This is a genomic window from Pseudonocardia sp. ICBG1142 (assembly GCF_020496255.1).
Taxonomy (GTDB): Bacteria; Actinomycetota; Actinomycetes; order Mycobacteriales; family Pseudonocardiaceae; genus Pseudonocardia.
Genome location: NZ_JAHLJC010000039.1, coordinates 19,471 through 44,014, shown reverse-complemented (window position 1 = coordinate 44,014; position 24,544 = coordinate 19,471). Strand labels below are relative to the sequence as shown.

At 65.6% G+C, this 24,544-nt stretch carries 27 protein-coding genes and 7 pseudogenes; 26 read left to right on the top strand and 8 right to left on the bottom strand.

Features of this window, described 5'->3' with window-relative positions:
* Positions 1-221: 221 nt before the first annotated feature.
* From KPL59_RS33910 to KPL59_RS33885, 6 genes are all read left to right on the top strand, one after another.
* Positions 222-584: a hypothetical protein gene (locus KPL59_RS33910; protein WP_226363246.1), complete on the top strand. Its 363-nt coding sequence runs from the start codon at positions 222-224 to the stop codon at positions 582-584.
* Positions 581-907: a hypothetical protein gene (locus tag KPL59_RS33905; protein ID WP_226363245.1), complete on the top strand. Its 327-nt coding sequence runs from the start codon at positions 581-583 to the stop codon at positions 905-907. The genes KPL59_RS33910 and KPL59_RS33905 overlap by 4 nt, the downstream gene beginning before the upstream one ends.
* Before the next feature lie 651 nt (positions 908-1,558).
* Positions 1,559-1,783, top strand: coding sequence for a helix-turn-helix domain-containing protein (locus KPL59_RS33900; protein ID WP_255678310.1), 225 nt, complete (start codon positions 1,559-1,561; stop codon positions 1,781-1,783).
* A 116-nt stretch (positions 1,784-1,899) separates the two neighbouring features.
* A complete protein-coding gene (locus tag KPL59_RS33895) occupies positions 1,900-2,148 on the top strand; it encodes a YlcI/YnfO family protein (RefSeq protein ID WP_226363244.1) in 249 nt (82 codons plus the stop codon).
* Between the two features lie 71 nt (positions 2,149-2,219).
* Positions 2,220-2,504, top strand: coding sequence for a hypothetical protein (locus KPL59_RS33890; protein ID WP_226363243.1), 285 nt, complete (start codon positions 2,220-2,222; stop codon positions 2,502-2,504).
* A gap of 353 nt (positions 2,505-2,857) precedes the next feature.
* Positions 2,858-3,079: a hypothetical protein gene (locus KPL59_RS33885; protein ID WP_226363242.1), complete on the top strand. Its 222-nt coding sequence runs from the start codon at positions 2,858-2,860 to the stop codon at positions 3,077-3,079.
* Here the strand turns inward: KPL59_RS33885 and KPL59_RS33880 are convergent.
* Both KPL59_RS33880 and KPL59_RS33875 read right to left on the bottom strand, forming a co-directional pair.
* Positions 3,072-3,836 carry a transposase gene (locus KPL59_RS33880; RefSeq protein WP_226359944.1) on the bottom strand — a complete coding sequence of 255 codons (765 nt, stop codon included), beginning with the start codon at positions 3,834-3,836 and terminating at the stop codon, positions 3,072-3,074. The genes KPL59_RS33885 and KPL59_RS33880 overlap by 8 nt on opposite strands.
* A gap of 92 nt (positions 3,837-3,928) precedes the next feature.
* Complete coding sequence (locus KPL59_RS33875) at positions 3,929-4,264, bottom strand: transposase family protein (RefSeq protein ID WP_226363241.1); 336 nt, start codon at positions 4,262-4,264, stop codon at positions 3,929-3,931.
* A 121-nt stretch (positions 4,265-4,385) separates the two neighbouring features.
* On the opposite strand from KPL59_RS33875, the pseudogene KPL59_RS33870 reads away from it, so the two are divergent.
* Positions 4,386-4,652: pseudogene (locus KPL59_RS33870) on the top strand (integrase core domain-containing protein); the annotation flags it as partial.
* A 3-nt stretch (positions 4,653-4,655) separates the two neighbouring features.
* Here KPL59_RS33870 and KPL59_RS33865 read toward each other — a convergent pair.
* Positions 4,656-5,057 carry a hypothetical protein gene (locus KPL59_RS33865; RefSeq protein WP_226363240.1) on the bottom strand — a complete coding sequence of 134 codons (402 nt, stop codon included), beginning with the start codon at positions 5,055-5,057 and terminating at the stop codon, positions 4,656-4,658.
* A 440-nt stretch (positions 5,058-5,497) separates the two neighbouring features.
* Complete coding sequence (locus KPL59_RS33860) at positions 5,498-6,418, bottom strand: hypothetical protein (RefSeq protein ID WP_226363239.1); 921 nt, start codon at positions 6,416-6,418, stop codon at positions 5,498-5,500.
* 76 nt (positions 6,419-6,494) lie between these two features.
* On the opposite strand from KPL59_RS33860, the pseudogene KPL59_RS33855 reads away from it, so the two are divergent.
* A pseudogene (locus KPL59_RS33855) lies at positions 6,495-7,672 on the top strand (integrase core domain-containing protein); the annotation flags it as partial.
* A 10-nt stretch (positions 7,673-7,682) separates the two neighbouring features.
* On the opposite strand, the gene KPL59_RS38055 reads toward KPL59_RS33855, so the two are convergent.
* Positions 7,683-8,012 carry a hypothetical protein gene (locus tag KPL59_RS38055; protein WP_374111708.1) on the bottom strand — a complete coding sequence of 110 codons (330 nt, stop codon included), beginning with the start codon at positions 8,010-8,012 and terminating at the stop codon, positions 7,683-7,685.
* On the opposite strand from KPL59_RS38055, the gene KPL59_RS33840 reads away from it, so the two are divergent.
* The 5 genes from KPL59_RS33840 to KPL59_RS33820 all read left to right on the top strand — a co-directional run bounded on the left by KPL59_RS33840 (position 7,980) and on the right by KPL59_RS33820 (position 12,434).
* Positions 7,980-8,678, top strand: coding sequence for a transposase family protein (locus KPL59_RS33840; protein WP_226363238.1), 699 nt, complete (start codon positions 7,980-7,982; stop codon positions 8,676-8,678). The genes KPL59_RS38055 and KPL59_RS33840 overlap by 33 nt on opposite strands.
* A 425-nt stretch (positions 8,679-9,103) precedes the next feature.
* Complete coding sequence (locus KPL59_RS33835; RefSeq protein ID WP_226358237.1) at positions 9,104-9,394, top strand: hypothetical protein; 291 nt, start codon at positions 9,104-9,106, stop codon at positions 9,392-9,394.
* Positions 9,395-9,535: 141 nt separating this feature from the next.
* Positions 9,536-11,263: a ParB/RepB/Spo0J family partition protein gene (locus tag KPL59_RS33830; RefSeq protein ID WP_226363237.1), complete on the top strand. Its 1,728-nt coding sequence runs from the start codon at positions 9,536-9,538 to the stop codon at positions 11,261-11,263.
* Positions 11,260-12,075: a ParA family protein gene (locus tag KPL59_RS33825; RefSeq protein WP_226358235.1), complete on the top strand. Its 816-nt coding sequence runs from the start codon at positions 11,260-11,262 to the stop codon at positions 12,073-12,075. The genes KPL59_RS33830 and KPL59_RS33825 overlap by 4 nt, the downstream gene beginning before the upstream one ends.
* Positions 12,076-12,209: 134 nt before the next feature.
* Positions 12,210-12,434, top strand: a complete 225-nt coding sequence (locus KPL59_RS33820) for a hypothetical protein (protein WP_226363236.1) — start codon at positions 12,210-12,212, stop codon at positions 12,432-12,434.
* A gap of 99 nt (positions 12,435-12,533) precedes the next feature.
* Here the strand turns inward: KPL59_RS33820 and KPL59_RS33815 are convergent, their stop codons facing one another.
* Positions 12,534-12,983, bottom strand: coding sequence for a hypothetical protein (locus KPL59_RS33815; protein ID WP_226363235.1), 450 nt, complete (start codon positions 12,981-12,983; stop codon positions 12,534-12,536).
* Positions 12,984-13,171: 188 nt separating this feature from the next.
* Here KPL59_RS33815 and KPL59_RS33810 point away from each other — a divergent pair.
* The 4 genes and pseudogenes from KPL59_RS33810 to KPL59_RS33795 form a co-directional block, all read left to right on the top strand.
* Positions 13,172-13,982 (top strand): annotated as a pseudogene (locus KPL59_RS33810) (IS481 family transposase); the annotation flags it as partial.
* A 237-nt stretch (positions 13,983-14,219) separates the two neighbouring features.
* Positions 14,220-14,623 (top strand): annotated as a pseudogene (locus KPL59_RS38050) (transposase); the annotation flags it as partial.
* Positions 14,624-14,680: 57 nt separating this feature from the next.
* The gene (locus KPL59_RS33800; RefSeq protein ID WP_374111710.1) at positions 14,681-15,322 is read left to right on the top strand and encodes a transposase; all 642 of its coding nucleotides are present in this window, start codon (positions 14,681-14,683) and stop codon (positions 15,320-15,322) included.
* Positions 15,291-15,518 (top strand): annotated as a pseudogene (locus KPL59_RS33795) (integrase core domain-containing protein); the annotation flags it as partial. The gene KPL59_RS33800 and the pseudogene KPL59_RS33795, both read left to right, overlap by 32 nt.
* Here KPL59_RS33795 and KPL59_RS33790 read toward each other — a convergent pair.
* Positions 15,512-16,433: pseudogene (locus KPL59_RS33790) on the bottom strand (IS5 family transposase). The pseudogenes KPL59_RS33795 and KPL59_RS33790 overlap by 7 nt on opposite strands.
* 161 nt (positions 16,434-16,594) lie before the next feature.
* Here KPL59_RS33790 and KPL59_RS33785 point away from each other — a divergent pair.
* From KPL59_RS33785 to KPL59_RS33750, 9 genes and pseudogenes are all read left to right on the top strand, one after another.
* Entirely contained in the window at positions 16,595-17,644 is a 1,050-nt protein-coding gene (locus KPL59_RS33785) for a polyprenyl synthetase family protein (protein ID WP_308188000.1), read from the top strand.
* A 592-nt stretch (positions 17,645-18,236) separates the two neighbouring features.
* A complete protein-coding gene (locus KPL59_RS33780; RefSeq protein WP_226359656.1) occupies positions 18,237-19,001 on the top strand; it encodes a transposase in 765 nt (254 codons plus the stop codon).
* A gap of 19 nt (positions 19,002-19,020) precedes the next feature.
* A complete protein-coding gene (locus KPL59_RS33775) occupies positions 19,021-19,776 on the top strand; it encodes a terpene synthase family protein (protein WP_226363233.1) in 756 nt (251 codons plus the stop codon).
* A 105-nt stretch (positions 19,777-19,881) separates the two neighbouring features.
* Positions 19,882-21,270 carry a cytochrome P450 gene (locus tag KPL59_RS33770; RefSeq protein ID WP_226363232.1) on the top strand — a complete coding sequence of 463 codons (1,389 nt, stop codon included), beginning with the start codon at positions 19,882-19,884 and terminating at the stop codon, positions 21,268-21,270.
* A gap of 299 nt (positions 21,271-21,569) precedes the next feature.
* On the top strand, positions 21,570-22,016 hold the full coding sequence (locus KPL59_RS33765) for a phospholipase A2 (protein ID WP_226363231.1): 447 nt from the start codon (positions 21,570-21,572) through the stop codon (positions 22,014-22,016).
* 15 nt (positions 22,017-22,031) lie between these two features.
* On the top strand, positions 22,032-22,874 hold the full coding sequence (locus KPL59_RS33760; RefSeq protein ID WP_226363226.1) for an IS5 family transposase: 843 nt from the start codon (positions 22,032-22,034) through the stop codon (positions 22,872-22,874).
* A gap of 80 nt (positions 22,875-22,954) precedes the next feature.
* Complete coding sequence (locus tag KPL59_RS33755) at positions 22,955-23,434, top strand: transposase family protein (protein WP_226363230.1); 480 nt, start codon at positions 22,955-22,957, stop codon at positions 23,432-23,434.
* Positions 23,376-23,549, top strand: a complete 174-nt coding sequence (locus KPL59_RS38045; RefSeq protein ID WP_374111709.1) for a transposase family protein — start codon at positions 23,376-23,378, stop codon at positions 23,547-23,549. Before KPL59_RS33755 ends, KPL59_RS38045 begins: the two co-directional genes overlap by 59 nt.
* A gap of 30 nt (positions 23,550-23,579) precedes the next feature.
* Positions 23,580-23,999, top strand: a pseudogene (locus KPL59_RS33750) (transposase); the annotation flags it as partial.
* A 122-nt stretch (positions 24,000-24,121) separates the two neighbouring features.
* Here the strand turns inward: KPL59_RS33750 and KPL59_RS33745 are convergent.
* Positions 24,122-24,496 carry a hypothetical protein gene (locus tag KPL59_RS33745; protein WP_226363229.1) on the bottom strand — a complete coding sequence of 125 codons (375 nt, stop codon included), beginning with the start codon at positions 24,494-24,496 and terminating at the stop codon, positions 24,122-24,124.
* Positions 24,497-24,544 lie beyond the last annotated feature (48 nt).

Below are 24,544 nucleotides of genomic sequence, written 5' to 3'. Positions count from 1 at the left end.
AGATCGGCCGGGTCCAGCACTCACGATCTCACGGGCCAGCACTCCGTCGGTGTTTTCCTTAGGAAAACACCTAACTTGCTGCGCCGTAGGCGGACGCACACCCCGCCGTGCAGCTTCACACCCAGCAGCACCCCCACAGTGCAACACACGAAGGAACCCAGCCGCGGCCAGGACCGCACCAGGCGCCCACCACAAGGCATAAGACCCGATACACTCCGCGCATGAACGCGCGCGCGGCGACAACAGCAACAACACAGGCCAAGACCCACGCACGCACAGCAGCCCGCGAGCTCCTCCGCGCACGCATGCAACCCATCACCGAACTCGCCGAACTCGGCACCGCTGTCGACACCGCCCGCGCCCACCTCGACGACGCCCGACAACGATGGCGCGCCGCACAAACCGCCTACGCCCACGCCTACCGCGCCGCACGCGCCGCCGGCTGGAGCCCCACCGAACTCCACGACATCGGCTGCGGCACCCAACCCGCCGGAACAGCACTACGCACCACACGCCCCGACAGCGACAGCGACACTGCCGCCACCGACGCCGGACACACCGTTCACGAAACAGGCCCCCGATGAGCACCGACACCGACGGCACCGCCGACGGCGCCACCGACGACTCTCAACCGGTATTGATCTTCGGTCGGGGAGCGCTGACCCGACTCGCCGACGGCCGTAAAACAGCGACCATCAGCAGCGAGATCCCGGACGCGGCGCCAGGAGACGCGGTGACAGCGACACTGCCGGACGGGACACCACGACTGCCCATGCAGATCGTGCACTGCCACCCCGTGAAAGAACTCGCCGCACTACCACAGCTCGCCACCCAAGCCGGACTCAAACTATCCGCATTCACAAAATGCCGATCATGGTCGGCGTACCTGGAGGCTTATTCAGGGTGATCATGAAGTGCGGTGTTTCTCCAGGTCGGGACCGCAGCGAGGTAGCCCGCCAGGCGGCCCTGAATAAGCCTCCTGGACAACGTGACCACAACCGGAACCGTGACCACCCCCGCGCACATACTGGTCCTCACCACCACCGGGGAACTCGAAGGGGAACTCCCACCCAAGAAGCGCCCCACCCCCAAACGCAAGCGCCAGCCCCCACCGCCGCCGAAGCCGAAACCCGCCCCAGAACCACTCAAACCCGTGAAAAACGGCTGGATGCAGATCCAGACCACCGGCCCGGTGAAACTCACACCACTGACCATGGTGCACCCACAAGACACACCTGAACTCCAACAACGAATCACAGCCGTACTCGCCCGACACTCACCAACACTGCAGGAACGCCGAGCACTAGCACCCGTCATCGGAGCACTACTCGAAAAAGGGAAAGCCGGCCCAGCAGGACTAGGAAAAGCAGACCGAGAACGACTCCGAAACCAACTCCACACAGCAACCGCATGGCTCACCAAACACCAACTACTCACACACGGACACTGGAACCCGAAACTCCTCACCGGACTCCGCATCAAACACGCCACCACCCGCGGCGGCGCACCCACCAAACAATGAGAATTTCCGGACCCCCAGCCCCGCACGAGCGCGACACTGACCGAGAAGCATCGGCTACGCCTGGCCCGCCTGATCGTCGACGACGGTCTCCCGATCACCCACGCCGCGCAGCGGTTCCAGGTGGCCTGGCCGACCGCGAAACGCTGGGCCGAGCGCTACCGCAACCTCGGACCGGCCGGGATGGGCGACCGGTCCAGCCGCCCACACCACAGCCCGACCCGCACCCGCCCGGCACAGGTCCGGGCGATCGTGCGTGACTGAATACGGCTGCGGCTGGGCCCGGTCGTTACCGCCGCCGCGCGGGCCGCGGCCGCCACCCGGACACCACCGCCCAAGCGCACTCGCCCATGCGCACTGCGTTCTGCCATGCTGGACGCATGTCAACTCAGATCACGGTGCGGCTCGATGACGGTCTACATGAACACGCCATCCGCGCCGCCGCTGAGGCGGGCACGACCCTGTCGGACTGGATCCGCACCGCCGTGGCCAGGCAAGCAGCAACGGCGAAAGCCCTCCGCGCGCGAGCCGAGGAAGACGCCCACCCAGCCGTGTACCGCCCCGAGCAGGAACAAGCGCTCATGGCCGACCGCCGACGCCGCGCGGCCACGACACTGCACGACACGTGAACACGACACCACCTGCGGCCTCACCACCGCCCGCAGCGTCCCCACAGCCACCGACGCCGTGTTACGGGCAGGTGTGGGTCTCCCGGGACGAGGCGATCGGCCCGATCCACTACCTGATCGTCAGCAGCGACGCCTACAACGCCGCCTTCGCCGACCGGCGAGTGATCGCCGTCGAGATCGACACCCGCGCCCTCTACCACGGCATCTACCGCGAACCGGTCAACGACGTCGGCACCGCCCTACTCGACCGCCTGGTCTGGGTCACCCGGGACTCCCTCACCACCCACGTCGGCGACCTCCACCCGACCCGACACGCCCCCGTCACCGCACAAATCCGGGAACTGATCGGGAACTGATCGGGAACTGACGAACCTACTAAACGCATACAGAACAAACAACGCTAGCGGCTACGCTTTTTCACTCCGAAGAGAGCCCGCCCACCGGGACGCGCCCGCGACAAGGTCTAGCATCTCCAACAACAACCGCGCGTCATCAACGGCGACCACCGAACGCTCGTCAACTTATCGCCGGCACCACGACCTGCCTCGACCGATTGGTGTAATTCGGCTTGCCCTCCGGACGAGAACCAGGAGGCTTATTCAGGCCCCGTGAAATAACGATCTAGCCCGGCGTGTCGGGTTGGGCGACAGCCCGTCCATCGCGAATATTGGTTTGCCGAATCAATCCGAGATGAACGGGCTGCCGCAGTATGTACTATACCACTGGTTTCCGGCGTGATGAAATTCAGGATCTTGTCGCTATAGTGTATGAGCAGGATCAGCGGGACGCGACGGAGGCATGTTTGTCTTGGCCGCCGGTTCTGGGGTTGTTCTGGTCGGTGGTGATCACGTTGGCGTATCTGCGCGGGAATCGTGTGCAGTGGGAGTTGGCGGAAACCTATGGGGAGGCTTATTCAGGCTCCGTCAGGTAAGTGTGTAGAAGATGAGTCCGATGACTGCCGAGATTGTCGTTTTAAATGTGGCGTAGGGCCGCCGGTAGTCTGTGTGGAGAACTTTCCACGTTTTGATATGGGCGATGACTCGTTCGATGGTGGCGCGTGTGTGGTTGAGGCTCTTGTTGAATGTTTTTTGCCAGTCGAGAAGTTCCCGGCCGGGTGGTTTTTTGAACGGGGTGAGCATGCCGCGCCCGATGTATCCTTTATCGCCGATCGGGGGGTATGTGGCGAGGTGGTCGAGGGCGCCGGATTGGTCGAGGCAATATAGGTCGTGTCGGGATCCTGGGGTCGGGTCAGAGATCCACGACAGCTGCCCTTCCAGGGTGGCTGCGACCTGGACGACGACGCCGGTGGTGCGATGCTTGCCCGACCACAGACCCGGCACCGCGGCCCATGACCAGCAGGGCAGCAAGGTTCCATCGATGATGTACTGCCGATCGGCACGAAGCTCCTCTGCCGTCGGAACGACACTCCGCAGCGCCTGTGCCAGCAACGGTGTCACCCCCGTGATCGCTCGACTAACCGTCGACTGCGACACCCCATAGGTTTCCGCCAACTCCCACTGCACACGATTCCCGCGCAGATACGCCAACGTGATCACCACCGACCAGAACAACCCCAGAACCGGCGGCCAAGACAAACGTGCCTCCGTCGCGTCCCGCTGATCCTGCTCATACACTATAGCGACAAGATCCTGAATTTCATCACGCCGGAAACCAGTGGTATAGTACATACTGCGGCAGCCCGTTCATCTCGGATTGATTCGGCAAACCAATCTTCGCGATGGACGGGCTGTCGCCCAACCCGACACGCCGGGCTAGATCGTTATTTCACGGGGCCTGAATAAGCCTCGATGTACTGCCGATCGGCACGAAGCTCCTCTGCCGTCGGAACGACACTCCGCAGCGCCTGTGCCAGCAACGGTGTCACCCCCGTGATCGCTCGACTAACCGTCGACTGCGACACCCCATAGGTTTCCGCCAACTCCCACTGCACACGATTCCCGCGCAGATACGCCAACGTGATCACCACCGACCAGAACAACCCCAGAACCGGCGGCCAAGACAAACGTGCCTCCGTCGCGTCCCGCTGATCCTGCTCATACACTATAGCGACAAGATCCTGAATTTCATCACGCCGGAAACCAGTGGTATAGTACATACTGCGGCAGCCCGTTCATCTCGGATTGATTCGGCAAACCAATATTCGCGATGGACGGGCTGTCGCCCAACCCGACACGCCGGGCTAGATCGTTATTTCACGGGGCCTGAATAAGCCTCCTGGTATCGTCGGCTCGATCGGCACCGTCGGTGACGCGCTGGACAACGCGCTGATGGAGTCCACGATCGGCCTGTACAAGTCAGAGCTCATCGTTCCGTATGCTCATTCTCGGAACTGGAGCGGTCTTCGTGAGGTGGAGCGAGAGACCGCGGAGTGGGTTCACTGGTACAACAGTGTGAGGCTCCACTCCTCCATTGACTATATGTCGCCGATCGAACGAGAAATGGTGTACGCTACATCCATCGCCCAACAGGGTGCGGTGGCCTGAACCTCAGCCTCTCGCAGACCCAGGACGGTTCAACCCGCTCACCGCCGACCACCCCCGCCCGACACCACGCCGGTCGAGGGCGCGGGTCACCAGACCCGCGACACTGCACCACACCACCACCGCCGCAACACCCATGACGACCCGCGGCGCCGACCAGTCCGCAGCCGCCGGGAACAGCGCCTCCACCAGCACAAACACCACGAACCCGACACCACCAGCGGCGAGCAGCACCGGCACCGACGACACCGCTGCCGCCAGCCGCGACACCCACACCCGCACCGGATGCGGCGCGAACCGCGGACGACGCACCCGCACCCGATCCGGCGGAAACAACGACAACTGCCCCGGATCACTCAGGTGGCCCGACGAGTACTCCACCGAACGGACCGACGACCGGCGCACCACCGGCCGGGACACTCCAGAAGACGACACGACAACAGACACGCAAACCTCACCCCGAAAAGGAAGAAGCAGGAGATAACAGACACATCCGGGCGGCGGGGCACGCAGCAGCGACTACCCCGAGCCGCAGACAGCCCGAGAAAGACCTAGACAGACACCCACGCGGTCAGGACTGACCGCCCTGCCCGGGGCGCCCTAGGCGAGGGCCGCGACCCGAGTGCCGTTCACACGCCCCGACACCGACGACCCGGACGTTGCCGCAGAGGCCGCTGCAACTGTGGTGCGGTGTAGGAACGCGGTGACGTGGTCATAGGCGTCACCCGCGAGCTGGGCGCGGGACTTGCCGACCCCGAAGGTCTTGCGGATCGCCTCCCGCGACACCGACCCCGCACGCTCGCCCGACACCGCCGGGGCGGGGATGCGGCCGGCGGCGACAGCTCGCGCTATACGCATCTAAAGCAGTATGAGCTAGTACCGGATACTTTTGTCAACAGTCGATGAGCCTGGCGGGTCCGCTCATACAGCACGACCGTGTCCGCCGCCGTCTCATCGAGGCGGGCAGGGGCGAGTTCGTCATACAGGTCGGCGAAGATCGGGCGGAACACCGAGTGCAGCACGTGCTGCACCACCACGGCCGCGGCGACCAGCAGCGGCGGCAGCACATGGGCCAGGGTCGAGCCCGGGTCGAAGCCGTACCGCACACCCCACGGCACCACCGTCAGCGCCAGCGACGCCGACGCCAGGCCCGCATCCAGGGCATACAGGCCGCGGGGGACCCGGCGGCCGTGCTGCACCGCGGTAAACCCGACGAACAAGCTCACGACCAGCAGCACCGAAGCTAGGGGCTCGATCAGGTAGCCGTACCAGGGGCCGTTCACGCCGACGACGCCGTCGTGGACGGTCACGGCCATGAACAGCACACCGGCGGCGATCAGCAGCGGCGGCACGCACGACAGGCCGACGTAGCGGCGGTAGGTCGAGGTGAGTCGGCGGTCCGGGTTGAGTAGCCGGTCGCGGTTCGCCACCGCCCGGGTCGCCCAGCCCGCCTCCCGACGCTCACCACGCGCCATAGCGATCTCAGCCATGCGAGTCCGGCGCCGCTCCACCCGCTCCGCGCCACGGAGCTTCTCGGTCACCCGGCGGTCGGCGCGGCGCTCCCGCGACGACCGAGCTTCGAGCAGGGCGGGATCGTCCTGCAGCGCCACGACGGCGCGGGCCTGCTCCACCTCTTTCGTCAGGAGACGGGCCTCACCGACCAGACGCGGCGCAGCCGCCTCGGAACCATCGGGGCCAGCATCCGCGAGGTCGGGGGCGAGGACCAGATCCTCCAGCCACGACTCCGACCGGGACCCGCTCGTGCTCATCGGGCCCACCCCGGCGCCGACGCACGGGGCAGCGGCATCGTCGCTACGGTCGCCCACAGGCGATCGATGAGCTTCTCCGTCCACCCATCCGGCGACGAGGATCGGTGACCAGGTGAAGCAGCAGGCTCTCGCGGTGCGGGCGGCGTTGGAGTCTTCGGGTTTGGATCACGGACCGATCAGCGTGCACGACAAGATGAGATCGATGGGACTGCCGGTCGTGCCGTCGACGGCGACACTGGCGCGTGTCTTCCGCGAGAAGGGTGTCGCGCGGGCCGAGCCGAAGAAGAAACCTCGCGCCGCGTACCGACGGTTCGTCTATCCTTCGCCGAACGCGTGCTGGCAACTGGATGCGACCGAGTACGTCCTGGCCGGCGGCCGCACCTGCGTGATCTTCCAGCTTGAAGACGACCACTCCCGGGTGGAGGTCGCCTCCCACGTCGCCGACGGTGAGACCGCCGTCGCCGCGCTTGCCGTGTTCAAGAAGGGAGTCGCCGCACGTGGGGTGCCGCAGCGCCTGCTCACCGACAACGGGATGGCGTTGAACCCAGCTCGCCGCGGCTGGGAGGGCCAGCTCGTCGCCTACGCCGCCTCTCTGGGGGGCGAGGCGATCACCGGCCGCCCGTATAAGCCGACCACGCAGGGCAAGAACGAGCGTCTGCACCAGACCTTGTTCCGGTTCCTGGACAAACAGCCCCTCGCTGGTTCGCTCACCGAGCTCCAAGAACAGGTCGACCGGTTCGACGTCGTCTACAACACCGAACGCCCGCATCAGGGACTGCCCGGCCGGATTACCCCGCAGCAGGCATGGGACGCCACCCCGATCGCCGAACCACCGCGCCCCCATCCCGTCCTGGGGACACCCATCGTTCCCATCTCGGACAGCGAGCCCAGCACGGCCGCCGAACCGGCAACACGCCACCGCCAAAGCAGCACCATCGGTACAGGTGACCATGGACACCGACAGATCACCATCGGCAAGAACGGCACCGTCCAACTCCGCGGTATCAAGTTCCTCATCACCAGCCGGAGAGCAGGACAGACCATCGGTGCCGTCTGGGATCGGCTCGGCGTCGTCTTTGCCGACCAGCACGGCGAAGTCATCACCGAACACCCCTGGCCACCCAAGGGCACCACCTACGTCTCCAACGGCGTCCCCCGCGGCCGACCCCCACGCCCAGCACCGCCACCGTCACCGTCACCGTCACCGTCACCGTCACCGAAGTCCTGACACATCACGTGTCACCGATGTCCTGATGCAGAACTGTCACCCATGTCCTGAGACATCACAGTGCGCAGCGCGGTCACGGTCAGCTCGGCGGTCATTTGTTTGTCGAGGGCGTAGCCGACGATCCGGTTGCTGAACAGGTCCTTGACCGCGCAGCAGTAGAGCTTTCCCTCGTCGGTGGGGTGGCTCGGCGATGTCGGTGACCCACCGCAGGGTGACGACCTCGTCCTGCTCGCTGCTGGTCCGGCCCTCGACGACACCATCATCGATGTCGGCCTGACGCACCCAACGGCGCACCGACTCCACCGAGATGTCGAAATCCGCGGCGACCTCGGCATGGGTCAGATCCAGACGACGCGCAACCCGCACGACATCACTTGTGAACTCAGACGGGTACTTCCTCGGCACAGCGACATCCTCTCAGCGGGACCCACGCCCCGCAGACAGAGTGTCAAACAACCCGACAGCAAACCCCAGGCCACGATCTCCCGCGCAGTCGGTGAGGTCCGGCCGCTGCTGGCCGGGCGTGGTCACGCGGTGCCTGACCGGCCTGGAGTACGGCTGCGCACGCTGGCTGACGTGGTTGCCTACGCCGAGCATGAGGGAGTCGTCCTGCGGCTGGATGCGACCGAGACCCAGGTCAACCGACCCGCCGCGCACCGACCAGGCCGGCGGGCCTTCATCTCAGGGAAGAAGAACCTGAACACCATCAAGACCACGATCATCAGCGACGGTGCGGGACGCACCCTATGGACCGGGGCGCACCGGCCGGGACGCCAACACGACCAGACCGCGTTCGACACTGAGGGCATCGATGACCTCCTCGATCACTTCCCGCACGCCAGAGCGCTGGTCGACGCCGGTTATCGCGGACTCCGGAAGCGTCATCGGGGTCAGATCGTTGCTCCGCCCCCGAGTACTCGTTCCCGCAACACGGTCTCTGTCGTCACCGCCGATATCCGAGACCGGGCTCGGCAGCGTCACTCCTCCCAGCGGATCGCGGTCGAGCACGCGATCGCCGCACACAAGCAGTGACGCGGCCTGCGGCGCTGGACTCACCAGCGCGCACACCTGCCCGAGACCTACCGGGCGATCGCCGGTCTGGTCTCCGACCGCGACGCCATGCGATAGGCCCTCACCGAGCACCTCTGAGGCCAGCACATCCCAACCCCAATAGCGCATGAACTCGTAAGCCCTTGCGCGGCACACGGCTCGAACACCGTGGTCCTGTCCGGGCGCCCTGGCTGCTCTGCGGAGTGCCCCAGACCCCTCTGGAACGTACCGACGCCGCTGCCTGTGTCCTTCGCGGTCTCGGCATCGAGAACGAGCGGCTTCCCGGGGTGCCCCGGTTCTGCCTCCACGCACTGCTGCGCAGATAGTGGGATGCCGGCGCCTGCCCCGCCGCGGTACTGCACGCCATCGACCACCACCCCGACTGGCCCGACCACCACCGCGGAGACATGCTCCGCGGCGGCCGCGACCCGATCGCCATCCGCGGCGCACGACTGCGACCATGGACCGGGCGACTCGGCGAGCTGCCCGCCAGCCTCCTCGGACACCCGGGCAACTACGTCGCCGCCCGCTACGAACGCCAGCAGCGCCGCTCCCCCGTCGCCGTACAGCCCACCGACCGCACGCCGGTGGCGCCCGATCCCTCCAACCGCCGCAACGCCGCCCAGGCCGCAGCGCTCGCGTCCTTCGCCACCCACCAGGCCCGTACGAACCTGGGCAAGCCCAGTGCCGCGCACTGAACGCGACGCTGCTTCCAGCGGAAGCACCCATCAGACACGACAAATATATACAATCCATATATATTGGGATGACCGCGGCGCGTTGCAGTTCGAGCGCTCGCGGGAGGATGCACCCAACATCGAGGGGAAGCGGGACACCTCATGCCACCGAGGCGACAGCCAGGACTCACCGTCGGCGCAGCCGCACGGATCGGGCGCCGAGCATCCGGCGAGGGTGCTTCCAGCGGAAGCACCGCCACCGCCACCGCCACCGCGACCGCGGAGGCTCCGCAGGCCCGGGCGGGGATTCTCGGGGCCATCAGCGCAGCCGCCGAGCAGCCGCCGGCGCCGGGGGAGCGGATCGTCGACGTCGACGTCGCGCACCTCACTCCGCACCCCGACAACATCCGCGACAGCCTCGGCGACGTCACCGGCCTCGGTGAGTCCATCGCCGAGCGCGGCGTGCTGCAGCCCCTCGTCGTGGTGAGCCGGGCCGCCTTCACTGCCCAGCGGTCCGACGTCGAGCTGGACGTGGCCGTTCAGTACGTCATCGTTGCTGGGCACCGTCGCCACGCCGGCGCCGTCCACACCGGCGTTCCGACCGTGCCGGTCGTCGTGCGCGATGCGCTCGCCGGCGACGACGACGCCGTCCTGTCGATGATCGTCGAGAACGTGCAGCGCACCGACCTGAGTCCGATCGAGCAGGCCCGCGCCTTCGGGCGGCTGCGTGATCGCGGCTGGTCCGAGCGTCGCATCGCCAAGGAGACCGGGGTCAGTCCCGGCCAGGTGCACAAGCGGCTGCAGCTGTTGCGGCTGCCGGCCAAGCTCGCGGCCGCGCTCGTAGACGGAGAGCTGACCGTCACCGACGCGCTGCGGCTGCTGGAACTGCCCGACAGCGAGATCTCCTCGGCCTGGTCGCAGGCCAAGCGCGAGGAGTACCGCGGCATCAACGGCGTGGTCACGGCCCGCCTGGCCGCGCTCGCCGCCCGTGAACGCGGCGAGCAGCTGCGCACCGCACTCACTGCCGCCGGGCTTCGCCTCATCGACGACCCTGACGCCGAGTTCGGCAGCCGCCCCTGGAACCACCTGCTCCCGAGCGCGTACTCGGTGCCCGGCGCCGACCCGGCCGTGCGCGGCATCGCCAGCGGCGACGACGCCGTACCGCCGCCCGCCGACGTTCTCGCGCACGTCTACGCCCAGGGCGAGCGACTGCACCTGTCCTGGTACTCCACCCAGGCGCGGGAGGACGAGCCCCGCAGCGGTGGGGGGGGAACCGTCGCGCCCGCCGAGCCGAGTGCTTCCAGCGGAAGCGGTTCCGCGGGTGCTTTCAGCGGAAGCCCCGACGCACCGGCGACCACGGTCGACCCCGCCGAGGCGCAGGAGCGCGCCCCTCTGCTGCGTGAACGTCAGGAACGTGCCGAGGTCGCCCGCGCTGCCAGCGAGGCCCGCGCCGCGGCGTGCGCCCGCATCGTGACCGGGCGACTGGACCCCGAGCTCGCCGTGGAGATCCTCGCCGACGCCGTGCTTGTCGACGTCGTTCTCGAGCCCTATGAGTACGCCGCGGTCGCCGCCGAGTTCTGCGGACAGCTCGTCGACGAAGACGTCGACGCCGGCGACGACCCCGTCTCGACGTGGCTGCACCGCCAGGCCACCGCCGGGCCGCTGGCTGCGCGCCGAGCCGCCGTGGCCGTCGCGCTCGCCGAGGTCGAGAACAGCCTCGGCTGGGCCGGCGGAGACGGCCGCGACTGGACCTCCCACGAGGCCCGGCACGTGCGGCGCCTGGCCGCGCACGGCGGCTACGAACTCACCTCCGACGACGAGCAGCGGCTCGCCGTCCTCACCATGAGTGCTTCCGCCGGAAGCACCCCCGCAGACGGAGCCACCTCATGACCGTGATTGCCGTTGGCAACCAGGCCGGCAGCGCCGGGAAGACTACCCTCGTGGTCAACGTCGGCGCGCGGCTGGCTCAGCTCGGCCACCGGGTGCGGGTCATCGACCTGGACGCGCAGGGCAACGCCTCCCACTGGCTCGGCCATCCCGAGCCCCTGCCCGACGACGCCGGCAACGTCGCCCCGGCCGGGCTCGGGACCTACGAGCTCCTCTTCGACGGCGCGGCGATCCTCGCCACGGAACGTCCCGTCGAGGAGCTCGACACGCTCACCGTGGTGCCCTCTCACCCGACACGGATGGAGGGCGCCGACGTCGAGCTGTCGAAAGTCCTCGGCGGCGAGCAGCGGCTGCGCATGGCGCTGCAGGCGGCCGTCGACGACGCCGACGTCGTGACCCTGCTCGACTGCCCGGGGTCGCTCGGCACGCTCACCGTGTCCGCGCTCGTCGCAGCCGACGTCGCGGTGACCGTGTTCGCGCCGGCCGAGAAGGAGGCTGGCGGCGTCGGGAAGTTCGAGGCCACCATCGAGACCGTCGCCAAGGCCTACAACCCTCAGCTGCGGCTCGTCGCGGCGGCACCGTCCATCGTGCCGTCGGCCGGCAGCTACTACCGCGACGTGCTCGACCAGGTTCGCAGCGCATGGGGCGGCATCGTCACCCCTGCCGTGCGCCGCTCCGTCCGGGTCCCTGAGGCCTACAGCGCGCAGATGCCGCTGTGCCTCTACGGCCCCGACGAGCCCGTCACCGCCGACGTGGCCGCCGTCGTCGAACACCTGCAGACCGCCGGCGTCGTCGGTCTCGGCGCCGCCCGGTGAACCAACCCCGCCCGCGCCGCCGCGGTGCTTCCGCTGGAAGCACCTACAGCGGCACCGACCCGCATGGCACCGACCCACGCGGCGTTGACGAGGTCGGGGAGTGGGTCATCCTGCAGACCAGCGTCCGGCCCTCAGTGCGCGAGCTGGTCCGGTCGGTGTGCAACGGCGTCACCCGCGCCACCGGGGAGCGGTTCACCCTGCGCGAGTTCCTCACCGACGCGATCGAGCTGCACGCCGCCCGTCTCGCCCGCCGCTACAACCACGGCCAGCCCTGGCTACTCGACGCCCGCCCGCTCCCTCCGGGCCGCTCGCTCGGCGGGCCGAGTGCTTCCAGCGAGAGCACCCCGCACACCGACTGAGTACTTCCAGCGAAAGCACCCCGCGGACGACCCGGAACGAGCTTCGTTCAGGACGCCACGGCGTAGCCGGCCAGCTTGTTCGTCAGCTGCGCCCACTGCTCAAAAGTCGGCCAGCACCTCCGCCGTCATCCGCACACCGTTCGGGAACAGCTGGTCGAACAGCTCCGCGGCCCGCATCGGCGCCGCCTCCGGCAGCTCCGGCAACCGCGGCGCCACCAGCTGCAGGACATCTTCCCGAGCCGGCGCGGCCGCGGCCGCGCCATGGGCCAGCACCCCCGCTGCCCACTGGTACACCCCGGACCGGACTCGGTGCAGATGCTCCTCGTGGCACAGCACGTTGCTGGCGTGCCGCACCTGCTCCCGCGTCACCGTGCCGCCGCTGAGCTTCGCCACCTGCTCGAACTCCAGCGGCCGATCCTGCGCGGTGTGCGCAGCCAGCACCGCGGACGTGATCCGATCCCGCGTCACGATCGGAGCCGCCGCCGTGGCCGGCACCGACGTCGCCACCGATGCCGGCGCCGGAGCTGCCGAGGCCGCGGTGCGCTCCACGAGCGGCTCCCGCTCCGCGCTCGGACCTGCCCAGAACCGATCCGCATCGGTCCCTAGGTGTACTGACCACAGACGTTGGTTGAGGTCGTGTGACGACACGATCTGACTGATCTTGAAAGGCGAGGACCTCCTGCAGAGGGTGTGGAGCTGTCGAAGGCACCCACACCCATAACCACAGGAGGTCCGTGATGGCCCACGCTAACGCCCCGTTGACCGAGAAGCACCGACTGCGGCTGGCCCGCCTGATCGTCGACGACGGTCTCCCGATCGCCCACGCCGCGCAGCGGTTCCAGGTGGCCTGGCCGACCGCGAAACGCTGGACCGAGCGCTACCGCAACCTCGGACCGGCCGGGATGAGTGACCGGTCCAGCCGCCCGCACCACAGCCCGACCCGCACCCGCCCGGCACAGGTCCGAGCGATCGTGCGCGACCGGATACGGCTACGGCTGGGCCTGATCGAGATCGGCGCCCGCCAGAACATGCCGGCCTCCACCGTGCACCGTGTCCTGACCCGCTGCGGGCTGCACCGCCTGGGCCACGTGGACCGGGTCACCGGTGAACCGGTCCGCCGTTACGAACACCGTGCGCTCGGCGACCTGTTCCACGTCGATGTGAAGAAGCTGGGCAACATCCCCGCCTGCGGCGGCTGGCGGCCACGTCGGCCGGACCCAGGGACGACGCCACCGCGAGGCCACCCCGGGCAAACCCCGCAACATCCACGGCAACAAGAAGATGGGCACCTGTTTCGTCCACACCGTGCTCGATGACTACTCCCGCATCGCCTACGCCGAGATCCACGACGACGAGAAAGCCACTACCGCCGTCGCCGTGCTCACTCGCGCGACGGCCTGGTTCACCCGCCGCGGGGTCACCGTGTCCCGCGTGCTGTCTGACAACGGCTCGGCCTGCCGTTCCCACCTCTGGCGCGACACCTGCCACGACCTGGGCATCACCCCGAAACGGACCCGGCCCTACCGCCCGCAGACCAACGGCAAGATCTGTGAAGACTGCGGTCGGTGCCGTACCTGCTCGGGTCTGACCCCGGCGAAGGTATGACCGCGGTGTCCTGCGTTCGATTTGTCGGCCCGGGTCGGTGCGGTGCCGAGGTACGCGCCGGCCTGACGGATCTGACCTGATAGGAGCTTGGCCAGAAGCCCCGTCACAGACTTGTCGCTCCGCCCGGCCGGCTCGCTCCCCGTCAGCGTCTTGAGGTCTCACGGAAGAGCGGATCCTAGCATGGCAACCGAGTCTGTGTCTGTCATCGGTGGCGTCGACACCCACAAGCACACCCACTACGCAGCGGTCCTCGACGGACTCGGCCGGTTACTGGGCCACGAGGAGTTCCCCGCCACCGACCGCGGCTACCGCAAGCTACTCGCCTGGATGGCCTCCCATGGCCAGATCAGCGCGATCGGCGTCGAGACACAGGATCCTTCGGGGCAGCGCTGACTCGAGCGCTCACCGCGGCCGGACAACAAGTCGTGGAGGTCAACCGGCCGAACCGGCTGACCAGAAGGATGGACGGCAAGTCCGACCGGCTCGACTCCGAACAGATCGCCCGCGCCGTCCTCGGACAGACCTCGACCGCGGTCCCCAAGTCCAAGTCCGGCATGGTCGAGGTCATCCGCACCCTGCGGGTCACCCGCACCAGTGCGGTCAAGGCTCGCACCCAGGCCTTCAACACACTGTGGGGCGTCATGCTCGGAGCCCCCTCGCCACTACGCGACGAACTGGTCGAGCTCAGCAAGCGCACCCTGGTCAACCACTGCCTGCAGCTGCAGCCCGAGACCGAGAACCTCCTCGAACTCGCCGGCGACCCGCAGCGACTGCACACCGCCGGCACCGCCACCTCGCTTCGCGATCTCGCCCGCCGCTGGAAGACTCTCGACGAGGAGATCAAATCCTTGAACCGGCAGATCGCCGAACTCGTCCGAGCGGCGGCGCCGGCCCTGCTCGAGCTCAAGAGTGTCGGGATCGAGCTCGCCGCACAGTTCCTGTTCACCAGCGGCGACAACGCCGACCGGATCCGCAGCGAGGCCGCGTTCGCCAAACTCTGCGGCGTCGCACCCCAACCGGCCAGCAGCGGCCGGACCGCCGGACGACACCGGCTGAGCCGAGGCGGAGACCAGGCCGCCAACAGCTCCCTCTACATCGTGACCATCGCCCGCATGCGCCACCACCAACCCACCCGCGACTACGTCGAACGGCGCTCCGCCGAGGGCCTGAGCAAGCGAGAGATCATCCGCTGCCTCAAGCGCTACATCGCCCGAGAGATCTACACCCACCTACCCCGGCCCGCCGACCCTGAGGCCACGGACCAACTCCACGCTGCAGCTTGACGAACATAGGAGCATCGAAAGATTCCACCGGACCCTGGCCGACGGCTGGGCCTACGCCCGACTCTATGAGTCGACCCGCCAACGCAACGACGCCCTACCCGGCTGGATGCACTTCTACAATCACCACCGCGCCCACTCCGCCATCGGCGGCCAGCCACCGGTCACCAGACTGACCAACCTCCCTGGACATCACACCCAGGGTGTGTCTCCCAAAGCCCGTAGCCAGGTGACGATCATCTTCAGCATTATTCCGCCGCGGTAGGTCAGAGCGAGCTTGTCGTAACGGGTAGCGAGGCCACGCCACTGCTTGACCTCGCAGAATCCGCGTTCGACGACGTTGCGGCTGCGGTAGTCGACCCGATCGAACACCGGTGGTCGCCCGCCGAGGGAGCCGCGTCGCTTCTGGTGTCCTTGTTGGTCAGCCGGTTCGGGGATGACCGCGGCGATCCCGCGTTCACGTAGATGCCGGCGGATGGTGCGGGAGGAGTAGGCCTTGTCGCCGCGGACCCGATCCGGGCGGGGCCGCGGCCAGCCCGGTCCGACCCGGTCGATGCACAGATGACTCATCAGATGCCCGAACATCGGGGCGTCGCCGGCCTGGCCGGGGCCGACGAGCACGACCAGCGGGCGGCCGTGGCCGTCAACGAGCTGGTGGATCTTCGTGGACAGTCCGCCGCGGGAGCGGCCCAAGGCGTGATCGGGCGGCTCGGCGTGCAGATTGTTGTAGTTCGATCCGGCCCCCTGTGTCACGAGTGAGGGTCGCGGCGTGTTGGTGGGCACGGATGATCGTCGAGTCGACCGACACCGCCCAGTCCACCAGACCCGCAGAGTCGGCATCAGCCAGCAGAGCTGCAAGAGCGTGGTCCCAGGTGCCGTCACCGACATAGCGGCGGTGACGCCTCCACAGGGTCTGCCACGGCCCGAACTCGGCCGGGACATCGCGCCAGGCCAGACCGCAGCGGAACCGGTAGATGATCCCCTCGACGACCCGACGACTATCCGCGAACGGCCGACCAGGCATACCGTCCGATGAGGGCAGCAACGGCTCGAGTCTGGCCCACTGGACATCCGTCAAGACCGCACGACGTGAAACCTGGTAATCATCGCACAGCCCCGACCGATCAGGTTAGGAGGCGCGCCCTAAGTAAGACGTGTTGTCTGTCACTATCGAGTGATGTACTCTTCATCAGGTGACAGATGCGGCGTGTAACAGTGATATGGCTGCCGCGTGATCACAGTTGAGTGAGACCGACGGTCGAGACCTGGTGGATCATGACCATGGTATTCAATGGAGATCATTGTGGTAGCGCTGTCTCAGGGATCATCGCTGAGTGTCAGCAGACCATTCGCCCGGCGTTACGGGTAGCAGTCGATAGCCTACCAGTTTCGGTCCGGCGGGTCGTGGGTTACCACTTCGGCTGGGAAGATGCCCAGGGTCGCTCCGCTCCCACCGCAGAAGGCGGGAAGATGGTCCGCCCGGCTTTGACGTTGTTGTCAGCCCGTGCTGTGGGCGGGCAGGCGTCAGACGTGGTTCTGGCGGCAGTCGCGGTACAGCTGGTGCATGAGTTCACTCTGCTGCACGACGACATCATGGACGACGATCGACTGCGTCGGCACCGCCCTGCCGCATGGGTGGTGTTCGGTGTCCCGGCCGCGCTTCTGGCAGGGGACGCTCTGTGGGCACTGGCATTGCACCTGATGAGTGAAAGTAAGAGGCATCCGACCGATGGTCGCGATATCGGCATACTGATCAGCGCTCTGCATCGGTTAACAGCCGGCCAGGCTGCCGACATCGACCTCTCCCAGCGTAACCGCGTGTCAGCGAGCGAATGGCAGGAAATGGCTGCGGACAAGACCGGGGCTCTGATGGGTGCAGCCTGTGCGCTGGGCGCGTTGAGCAGTGGTGGTAGCTCGGCACAGATCCGGTACCTGCAACAGGTTGGCGAACATCTGGGAGTGGCGTTCCAGTGCGTTGATGATCTGCTAGGAATCTGGGCCGATCCGAACGTCACCGGCAAACCCGTCGGCAATGACGTAGTCCGGAGAAAACGGACGCTACCGGTAGTTGCAGCACTGCTTTCCGGGACCACCGCAGGCGAGGAGCTGGAACGACTGTATCGACTCAATCGGACTCTCACTCCACATGAAGCCGTCCGGGCTACAGAGTTGATCGAAGACGCTGGCGGACGATCGTGGGTCCGCCAACAGGCCAAGGATCACACTCAGCAAGCAATCCAATGCCTACACAAAACAGGACTGCTCCCGGAGGTCGTCACAGCGTTGTCGGAGCTAGCCAACACCCTTACCGGCCGTCCCCGTTGACGACATGGTCCGTAAATCGATTCTCAGTAGAGACGACGTAGCAGCGCTCTCGAGCGCGAGGGACGGTCTGTCGACGAGCAAGTGGGGAAGCATCGAAATCGACTGGCCACGTCCCAAAACAGAGATAAATTAGCTGAGAGGCAGGCCGCGGTGAACACGTTCGACGAAATTGAAGAAAGCGGCATAGCCGATTGCCGGCACCGGACGACGGACTAAAGCGAAGAGGCAATATGCCACCTGTGAGTACAGAGATTCTGCCTAGCGATTTCCTTCGAGGACGACGCCTGGAGACCCACCCCTTCGCCGAAGCAGCTGACACGGAGTTCATAAGATTCGCCTGGCGCACAGGGATCGTGAATTTCCAGCAAGAAGAAGAGCCACTACGCTCCTTCTCGCTGGGCGTCTTCACAGGCACATGCTACCCGGATCTACCACGACCACTGCTTGATCTGCTCACTCAGTGGCACTACATGGAGGCTTATTCAGGCCCCGTGAAATAACGATCTAGCCCGGCGTGTCGGGTTGGGCGACAGCCCGTCCATCGCGAAGATTGGTTTGCCGAATCAATCCGAGATGAACGGGCTGCCGCAGTATGTACTATACCACTGGTTTCCGGCGTGATGAAATTCAGGATCTTGTCGCTATAGTGTATGAGCAGGATCAGCGGGACGCGACGGAGGCACGTTTGTCTTGGCCGCCGGTTCTGGGGTTGTTCTGGTCGGTGGTGATCACGTTGGCGTATCTGCGCGGGAATCGTGTGCAGTGGGAGTTGGCGGAAACCTATGGGGTGTCGCAGTCGACGGTTAGTCGAGCGATCACGGGGGTGACACCGTTGCTGGCACAGGCGCTGCGGAGTGTCGTTCCGACGGCAGAGGAGCTTCGTGCCGATCGGCAGTACATCATCGATGGAACCTTGCTGCCCTGCTGGTCATGGGCCGCGGTGCCGGGTCTGTGGTCGGGCAAGCATCGCACCACCGGCGTCGTCGTCCAGGTCGCAGCCACCCTGGAAGGGCAGCTGTCGTGGATCTCCGACCCGACCCCAGGCTCCCGACACGACCTATATTGCCTCGACCAATCCGGCGCCCTCGACCACCTCGCCACATACCCCCCGATCGGCGATAAAGGATACATCGGGCGCGGCATGCTCACCCCGTTCAAAAAACCACCCGGCCGGGAACTTCTCAACTGGCAAAAAACATTCAACAAGAGCCTCAACCACACACGCGCCACCATCGAACGAGTCATCGCCCATATCAAAACGTGGAAAGTTCTCCACACAGACTACCGGCGGCCCTACGCCACATTTAAAACGACAATCTCGGCAGTCATCGGACTCATCTTCTACACACTTACCTGACGGAGCCTGAATAAGCCTCATGCTCACCATTATCGATGATGTCGGCGATGCTGTAGATCAGGGTGGCGTACGCGAAGCAGCGAGCTTACGACGAGCAATTCTAAGCGCAATTGATGATCTTACTCAATTCCAGATGGCCGCTCCTGCACCCACTGCTTTCCATGACCTGTGGCGGCGCACTGCACCACTCCAGAGTCCAGGCTGGCGTCAGCGTGCTCGAGCCGATCTTGCGCTCTACCTTCACCAGTTCGCCGTACAACGTCAAAACCGTGAGGAAGGTCGCCGACTGACAGTCAGTGATTACGTACAGCTACGTCGCAACAGCGTGGGCCTCGATGTCAACGCCGATATACTTGAAGCAATTCATCGGATTAGCATCCCGGATCCACTCTTTGCTTCTGGATTAGTTCGTGAGTTACGGAACTGTTTCGTCGATGCCAATGCTTGGTTCAATGATTACTACAGTTTCGAGAGGGAGGTCACTGAAGGCGAGCGGCACAACCTCGCTCTCGTCCTCGCCGATCAAGACGGCATCAAGTTCGACGAATCGCTCGAGCGAGTCTTGGAGATGGCCAGTGAACGGTTGCGGCGATTTCTTTTTCTGGAACGGAAGATTCCAGACACTGTGCATGGTCTCGGCTACGGTGAAGATATTGCCAGCGAGACACTCCGCTACGCCCAGACACTACGCGATTACACTTACGGCCACGTAGCGTGGTCATCCACCTCGAGTCGTTACGATAAGCGACGATTGCGCGCCACGAAGTGGTCATGAACACTGCTTCTTGGCTAAGATCGCAGCAGTTGGATAGGTCGGCACGGCGATGGCACAGTCACCTGGAAGGCCATGTGAGTGACTCCGGCTAAGGGGTACGCAAAAATGGGAGAGTGGAACTCGATCCCCCGTGCGAGTGGAGCACTGCCCGTGGTGGGGCACCTGCTATCGTTAGCACGTGACCCCCATGGGTTCATGAGATCGCTCGCCGAGTATGGGCATCTGGTTCAGATCCGCATTGGCCCCACTGCTGCCATCGTAGTATGCGATCCTGATCTCACCCGCCACGTGCTACGCAACGATCGTGTCTTTGACAAAGGTGGTCCCCTAAACACTCGGATCGAAGAAGCTCTCGGCGCGGGACTGGTCACAAGCTCATACGACCAGCATCGCAGACAGCGACGCTTGGTGCAGCATGCCTTCCATACCTCACGACTATCTGGTTACGAACGCGTGATGACCGCCGAAATCGCCAGGGTGGTCAACTCATGGCGGTCAGGTCAAGTCATCGACGTAATCACGGAGATGACGGCGATCACCTCGAGGGTCCTCGCCACTATAATGTTCACCGACGCTATTTCCAACCCTGAGCTGAAGCAGGCACTCGACGACCTCGCCACGCTTTTGCCAGGACTTTACCGTCGCACACTCACGCCTCGTATACTGGAGCGACTACCGCTGCCCGGCGACCATCGATACCGTAACGCCAGCGCGCGTCTCCGCCACATTATTACCAAAGCAGTCGTTGTCCGGCGAACGAGTAACACTGCTCACGAGGATTTACTGTCGGCGCTGCTCGCAGCTCGCGGCACAGGCGAGAAAACCTCCACCGACGTGTGCATGACCGATGATGAGATCGCCAGCCAAGCCATGGAATTCTTCGTCGCTGGGACTGAGACGACCGCCAGCGCGCTGACCTGGGCCCTGCACCTCCTAGCCGCCCACCCTCATATCGAACGCCAGCTACACACTGAAGTCGACACCGCCTACACCAAGTTTTTCACCGACCCCGTCGATCTCTTAAGCCTGCCGCTGATCCGGCGCGTCATCACCGAGACGTTACGTTTGTATCCACCTGCGTGGATTCTTACTCGAACTGTTACCAGCCCCGCCCACCTCGGTGGTTATCCGCTAGCACCAGGAACCTCTCTCATCTACTGCCCCTATCTCCTGCACCGCCACAGTGACTTCTATCCTGACCCTGACCACTTCGACCCCGACCGCTGGACCCCCGAGCGTGCCACAACCATTCCCAGTGCCGCGTTCATCCCATTCGGCAGTGGCCCCCGAAAATGCATCGGCGACACCTTCGCCATGACCGAAACCACTCTCGCCCTCGCCACGATCACACGCCATTGGACTCTTAGCCCCATCCCCAGCTCGCCCATCCGCCCAGCTCTGACCGCTTCACTGCGCCCCCGACAACTCCGCATGCGCGTCCGTCCTCGAATCGCACCCCCTGCCAGTGAGGGGACTGTAAGAACATCAGTGTAGCTCCGCTCAGGGAGTGTGGACCCGATGACAGACCAGGTAGCTGAGCCGGTCGAGCTCGACACCGTGACCGGCGACGAACAAGCCGTGAGCGGTGTGTAGCAAGGACTTGACGCGGTCGACGAACAGTTGATTGCCCAGCTCGCCGGCCGGGTCTATCCGAACAGGCTTGACCTGACGGCGGGGGGGGGCTTCTTGCTGCGGCCATCGGCGTCCTGACCATCCTCAGCGCCGGGACTGCTCTCGCTCAGACCGGGCCGCCGCCGCCCGCCAGCCCGGAACTGGGCAAAGCTAGCGAGTTGATGGCGTTGCCCGCCGCCACGTTCGTTGCAGCCGACAAGACCTTACCGGGGCGACCATTCAACCTCCGAAGCGACGGCTGCAGCGGACCGATCAATCCGGTCTATTTCAAAGACGCCTGGGTCCAGCATGACTTCGTCTACCGCAACTACAGAAAATCCGATGGCGGACTCGGTCTAGCACTCACCGAAGCAGCCCGCTCTTACGCTGACGAACGTTTCCGCGTAGAGATGAACCGCTCCTGCGAAGCCTGGGCAATCCTCGCCGCCACCGCAGAAGACTGTCTCAACCAAGCAGCCTGGCTTACACCGCCGTCCGCTCCGAAGGAAGCAACGCCTTCTTCGGGCGCTGAGAGCTCGCGCGGATTGGTTACAGCTTGGCCGCGGCCGAGTGTCTGGGGCGAGGGCGGGCACGGGCCTGCCGATCATGAAGTTGTCTACGCTTCGTGATCGTCTGGAGGCCGCGTGCCCGTCCTGCCATCATGGCTGACCGAGCCGCTGTGGGACCAATTCGCCGCGCTGCTGCCCGCACGGGCCGAGTTCGATCCCACTCATCCGTGGGGCTGCCACCGTCGTCGGATCGCGGATCGGATCGTGTTCGACAAGCTCCTGCAGGTGCTGCGGTTCGGTTGCTCGTATCAGGGCATCGCCGACAGTACGTGTTCGGCGACCACCATCCGCGATCGTCGTGACGAGTGGATCCAGCTCGGGGTTTTCGTCCAGTTGCGTCGGATCGTCCTGGACGCCTACGACCGCATCGTCGGCCTGCTGCTCCATGACGTTGCCGTCGACGGCGCCATCACCAAGGCCCCCGGCGGAGGTGAGGTTGCCGGCCCGTCACCGGTTGACCGTCGCAAACAGGGTATGAAGGGCTCGGTGCTCGTCGAGGGCTACGGCATCCCGCTGGGCCGAGTCCTGGCCGGAGCCAACCAGCACGACTCCCCGCTACTGGGCCCCACTCTTGACCGCCTCGATGCTCTCGGCCCGCTGCCCGACGAGATCACTGTGCACCTCGATGCCGGCTATGACTCGGGTAAGACCCGCGACAAGCTGGCCGAACGGGGTCTGCGCGGCGAGATCGCGCACAAGGGTGAGAAGGCACCGGCCCAGGCCACCCGCCGCTGGCACGTTGAGCGCACGAACGCTTGGCACAACGGCTTCAACCGGCTGCAGCGCTGCTACGAGCGCCGGGAAATCGTCGTCGACACCTTCTTCGACCTCGCCGACACGATCATCACCGTCCGTAGTCTGATCCGGCAGGCCTGGACCACACACCGCTGGGACACCCGACCTGCGCGACGCCCATGATCACCAACCAATCCGCGCGAGCTCTTAAGGACGAGACTTACACCGACCTGGCCAGCGGATTCAGAGTCGGGAAGTCCACGGTGTCCCAGTATGTCGCCGAGGCGATCGGTCTGCTCGCTGTACTCGCCCCGACCCTGGAGCAGGCCATCACGGTCGCGACCGGGAAGGCGTTCGTGATCCTGGACGGGACCCTGCTGCGCATCGACCGGGTCGGCATGGCATCCGGCTATGACCGGGCGTTCTACTCCGGCAAGCACAAGTGCCACGGGCTGAACGTGCAGGTCATCGCCGACCCCGCAGGCCCCCCGGTGTGGATCTCCCCACCGTTGCCCGGGGCCCGCCACGACATGGGCGCCACCCACGACCACGGGATCATCCATACGGTCAACGCTGCCGGGGTGCGGGCGGTCGCTGATACCGCCTACCAGGGCGGCGGGCCCGCGATCACCGCACCGGCACCGGCACCGGCACCGCGACCTCGACACCGGCCGGTACTGGCCCCTGTCGGCGAACCAGAAGGCCGTCAACGCCGCCCACGCCCGCTGGCGGGCATCGGGTGAGCGGGTCAACGCCGAGCTGAAGAACTGGAAGATCCTCCGCAAGATCCGCTCCAGCCCCAACCAAGCCGCCCAACTCATCGCCGCGGTCCAGACACTCATGCTCACCACCGCCTGACCAGCACAAACAGGTTGGGAAAGGCTCACCGACTGGGACGCGGTGAAACGGGACATCACAGCGATCTACACCGCCCCGAACGCGGACACCGCGGCCGCCTCGCTGGACGCTCTCGACGGGAACTGGGGACGTCAGTACGGGGCGATGATCCGGCTTTGGCAGCACGCCTGGATCGAGTCCGTCCCGTTCCTGGCCTACGACATCAAAATCCGGAAGGTGATCTGCACGACGAATGCGTTCGAGTCGTTGAACGCCCGCTACCGCCGCGCGGTCCGCGCTCGCGGGCTTTTCCCGACCGAGCAGGCCGCGATGAAGTGCCTGTACCTTGTGACCCGCAGTCTGGACCCCACCGGGACAGGTCGCACCCGATGGACGATGCGCTGGAAACCCGTACTCAACGCCTTCGCCATCACCTTTGGTGACCGCTGGCCGGGAGCCGAGACCTACTGACAACACCGCCGGAAACACCGTTCACGAGACAGGCCCCAACAACCCGGTGTTGCAACAACCGGTTGAACTCGCCCAGTCTTCTTGATCGGAGTTGCACCGTTGTCCTTACAGTCCCACACCGGTTACGCCGGAAACTTGCCAGTCCCGGTGCGGGTGGTGACGTGGAGGTCGTCGCTGCCGATGATCACGGTGGCGAGGCGTTCAGTCTCGGCGCCGGTGAACTGTTCGGGGAGGGCGGTGGGCAGTAACCGGAAAGCGTCGCGGATGGTGTTAAGTGCGGTGGCGAGTCCGGTGGTGGTGTCGCGGGCGGTGACGTCGATCTGCACGGTGAGTAGGTGTTTGCTGCGGCCGTGTCGGGTGTTGTAGATGACGCCAGCGAAGGCCTGGGTGAGGTGGTCGCGGTGGAGTAGTCTGGTGAAGTGTTCGGTGAGAACCTGCGCGGTCGCGGGGAGGTTCTTACCGGGGAGGTCGAAGTCCTGACGGACGATGACCAGCACGTCACGGGGCCTCATCGTCTGTGCTGATGTCGTGGACATGATCGTCAT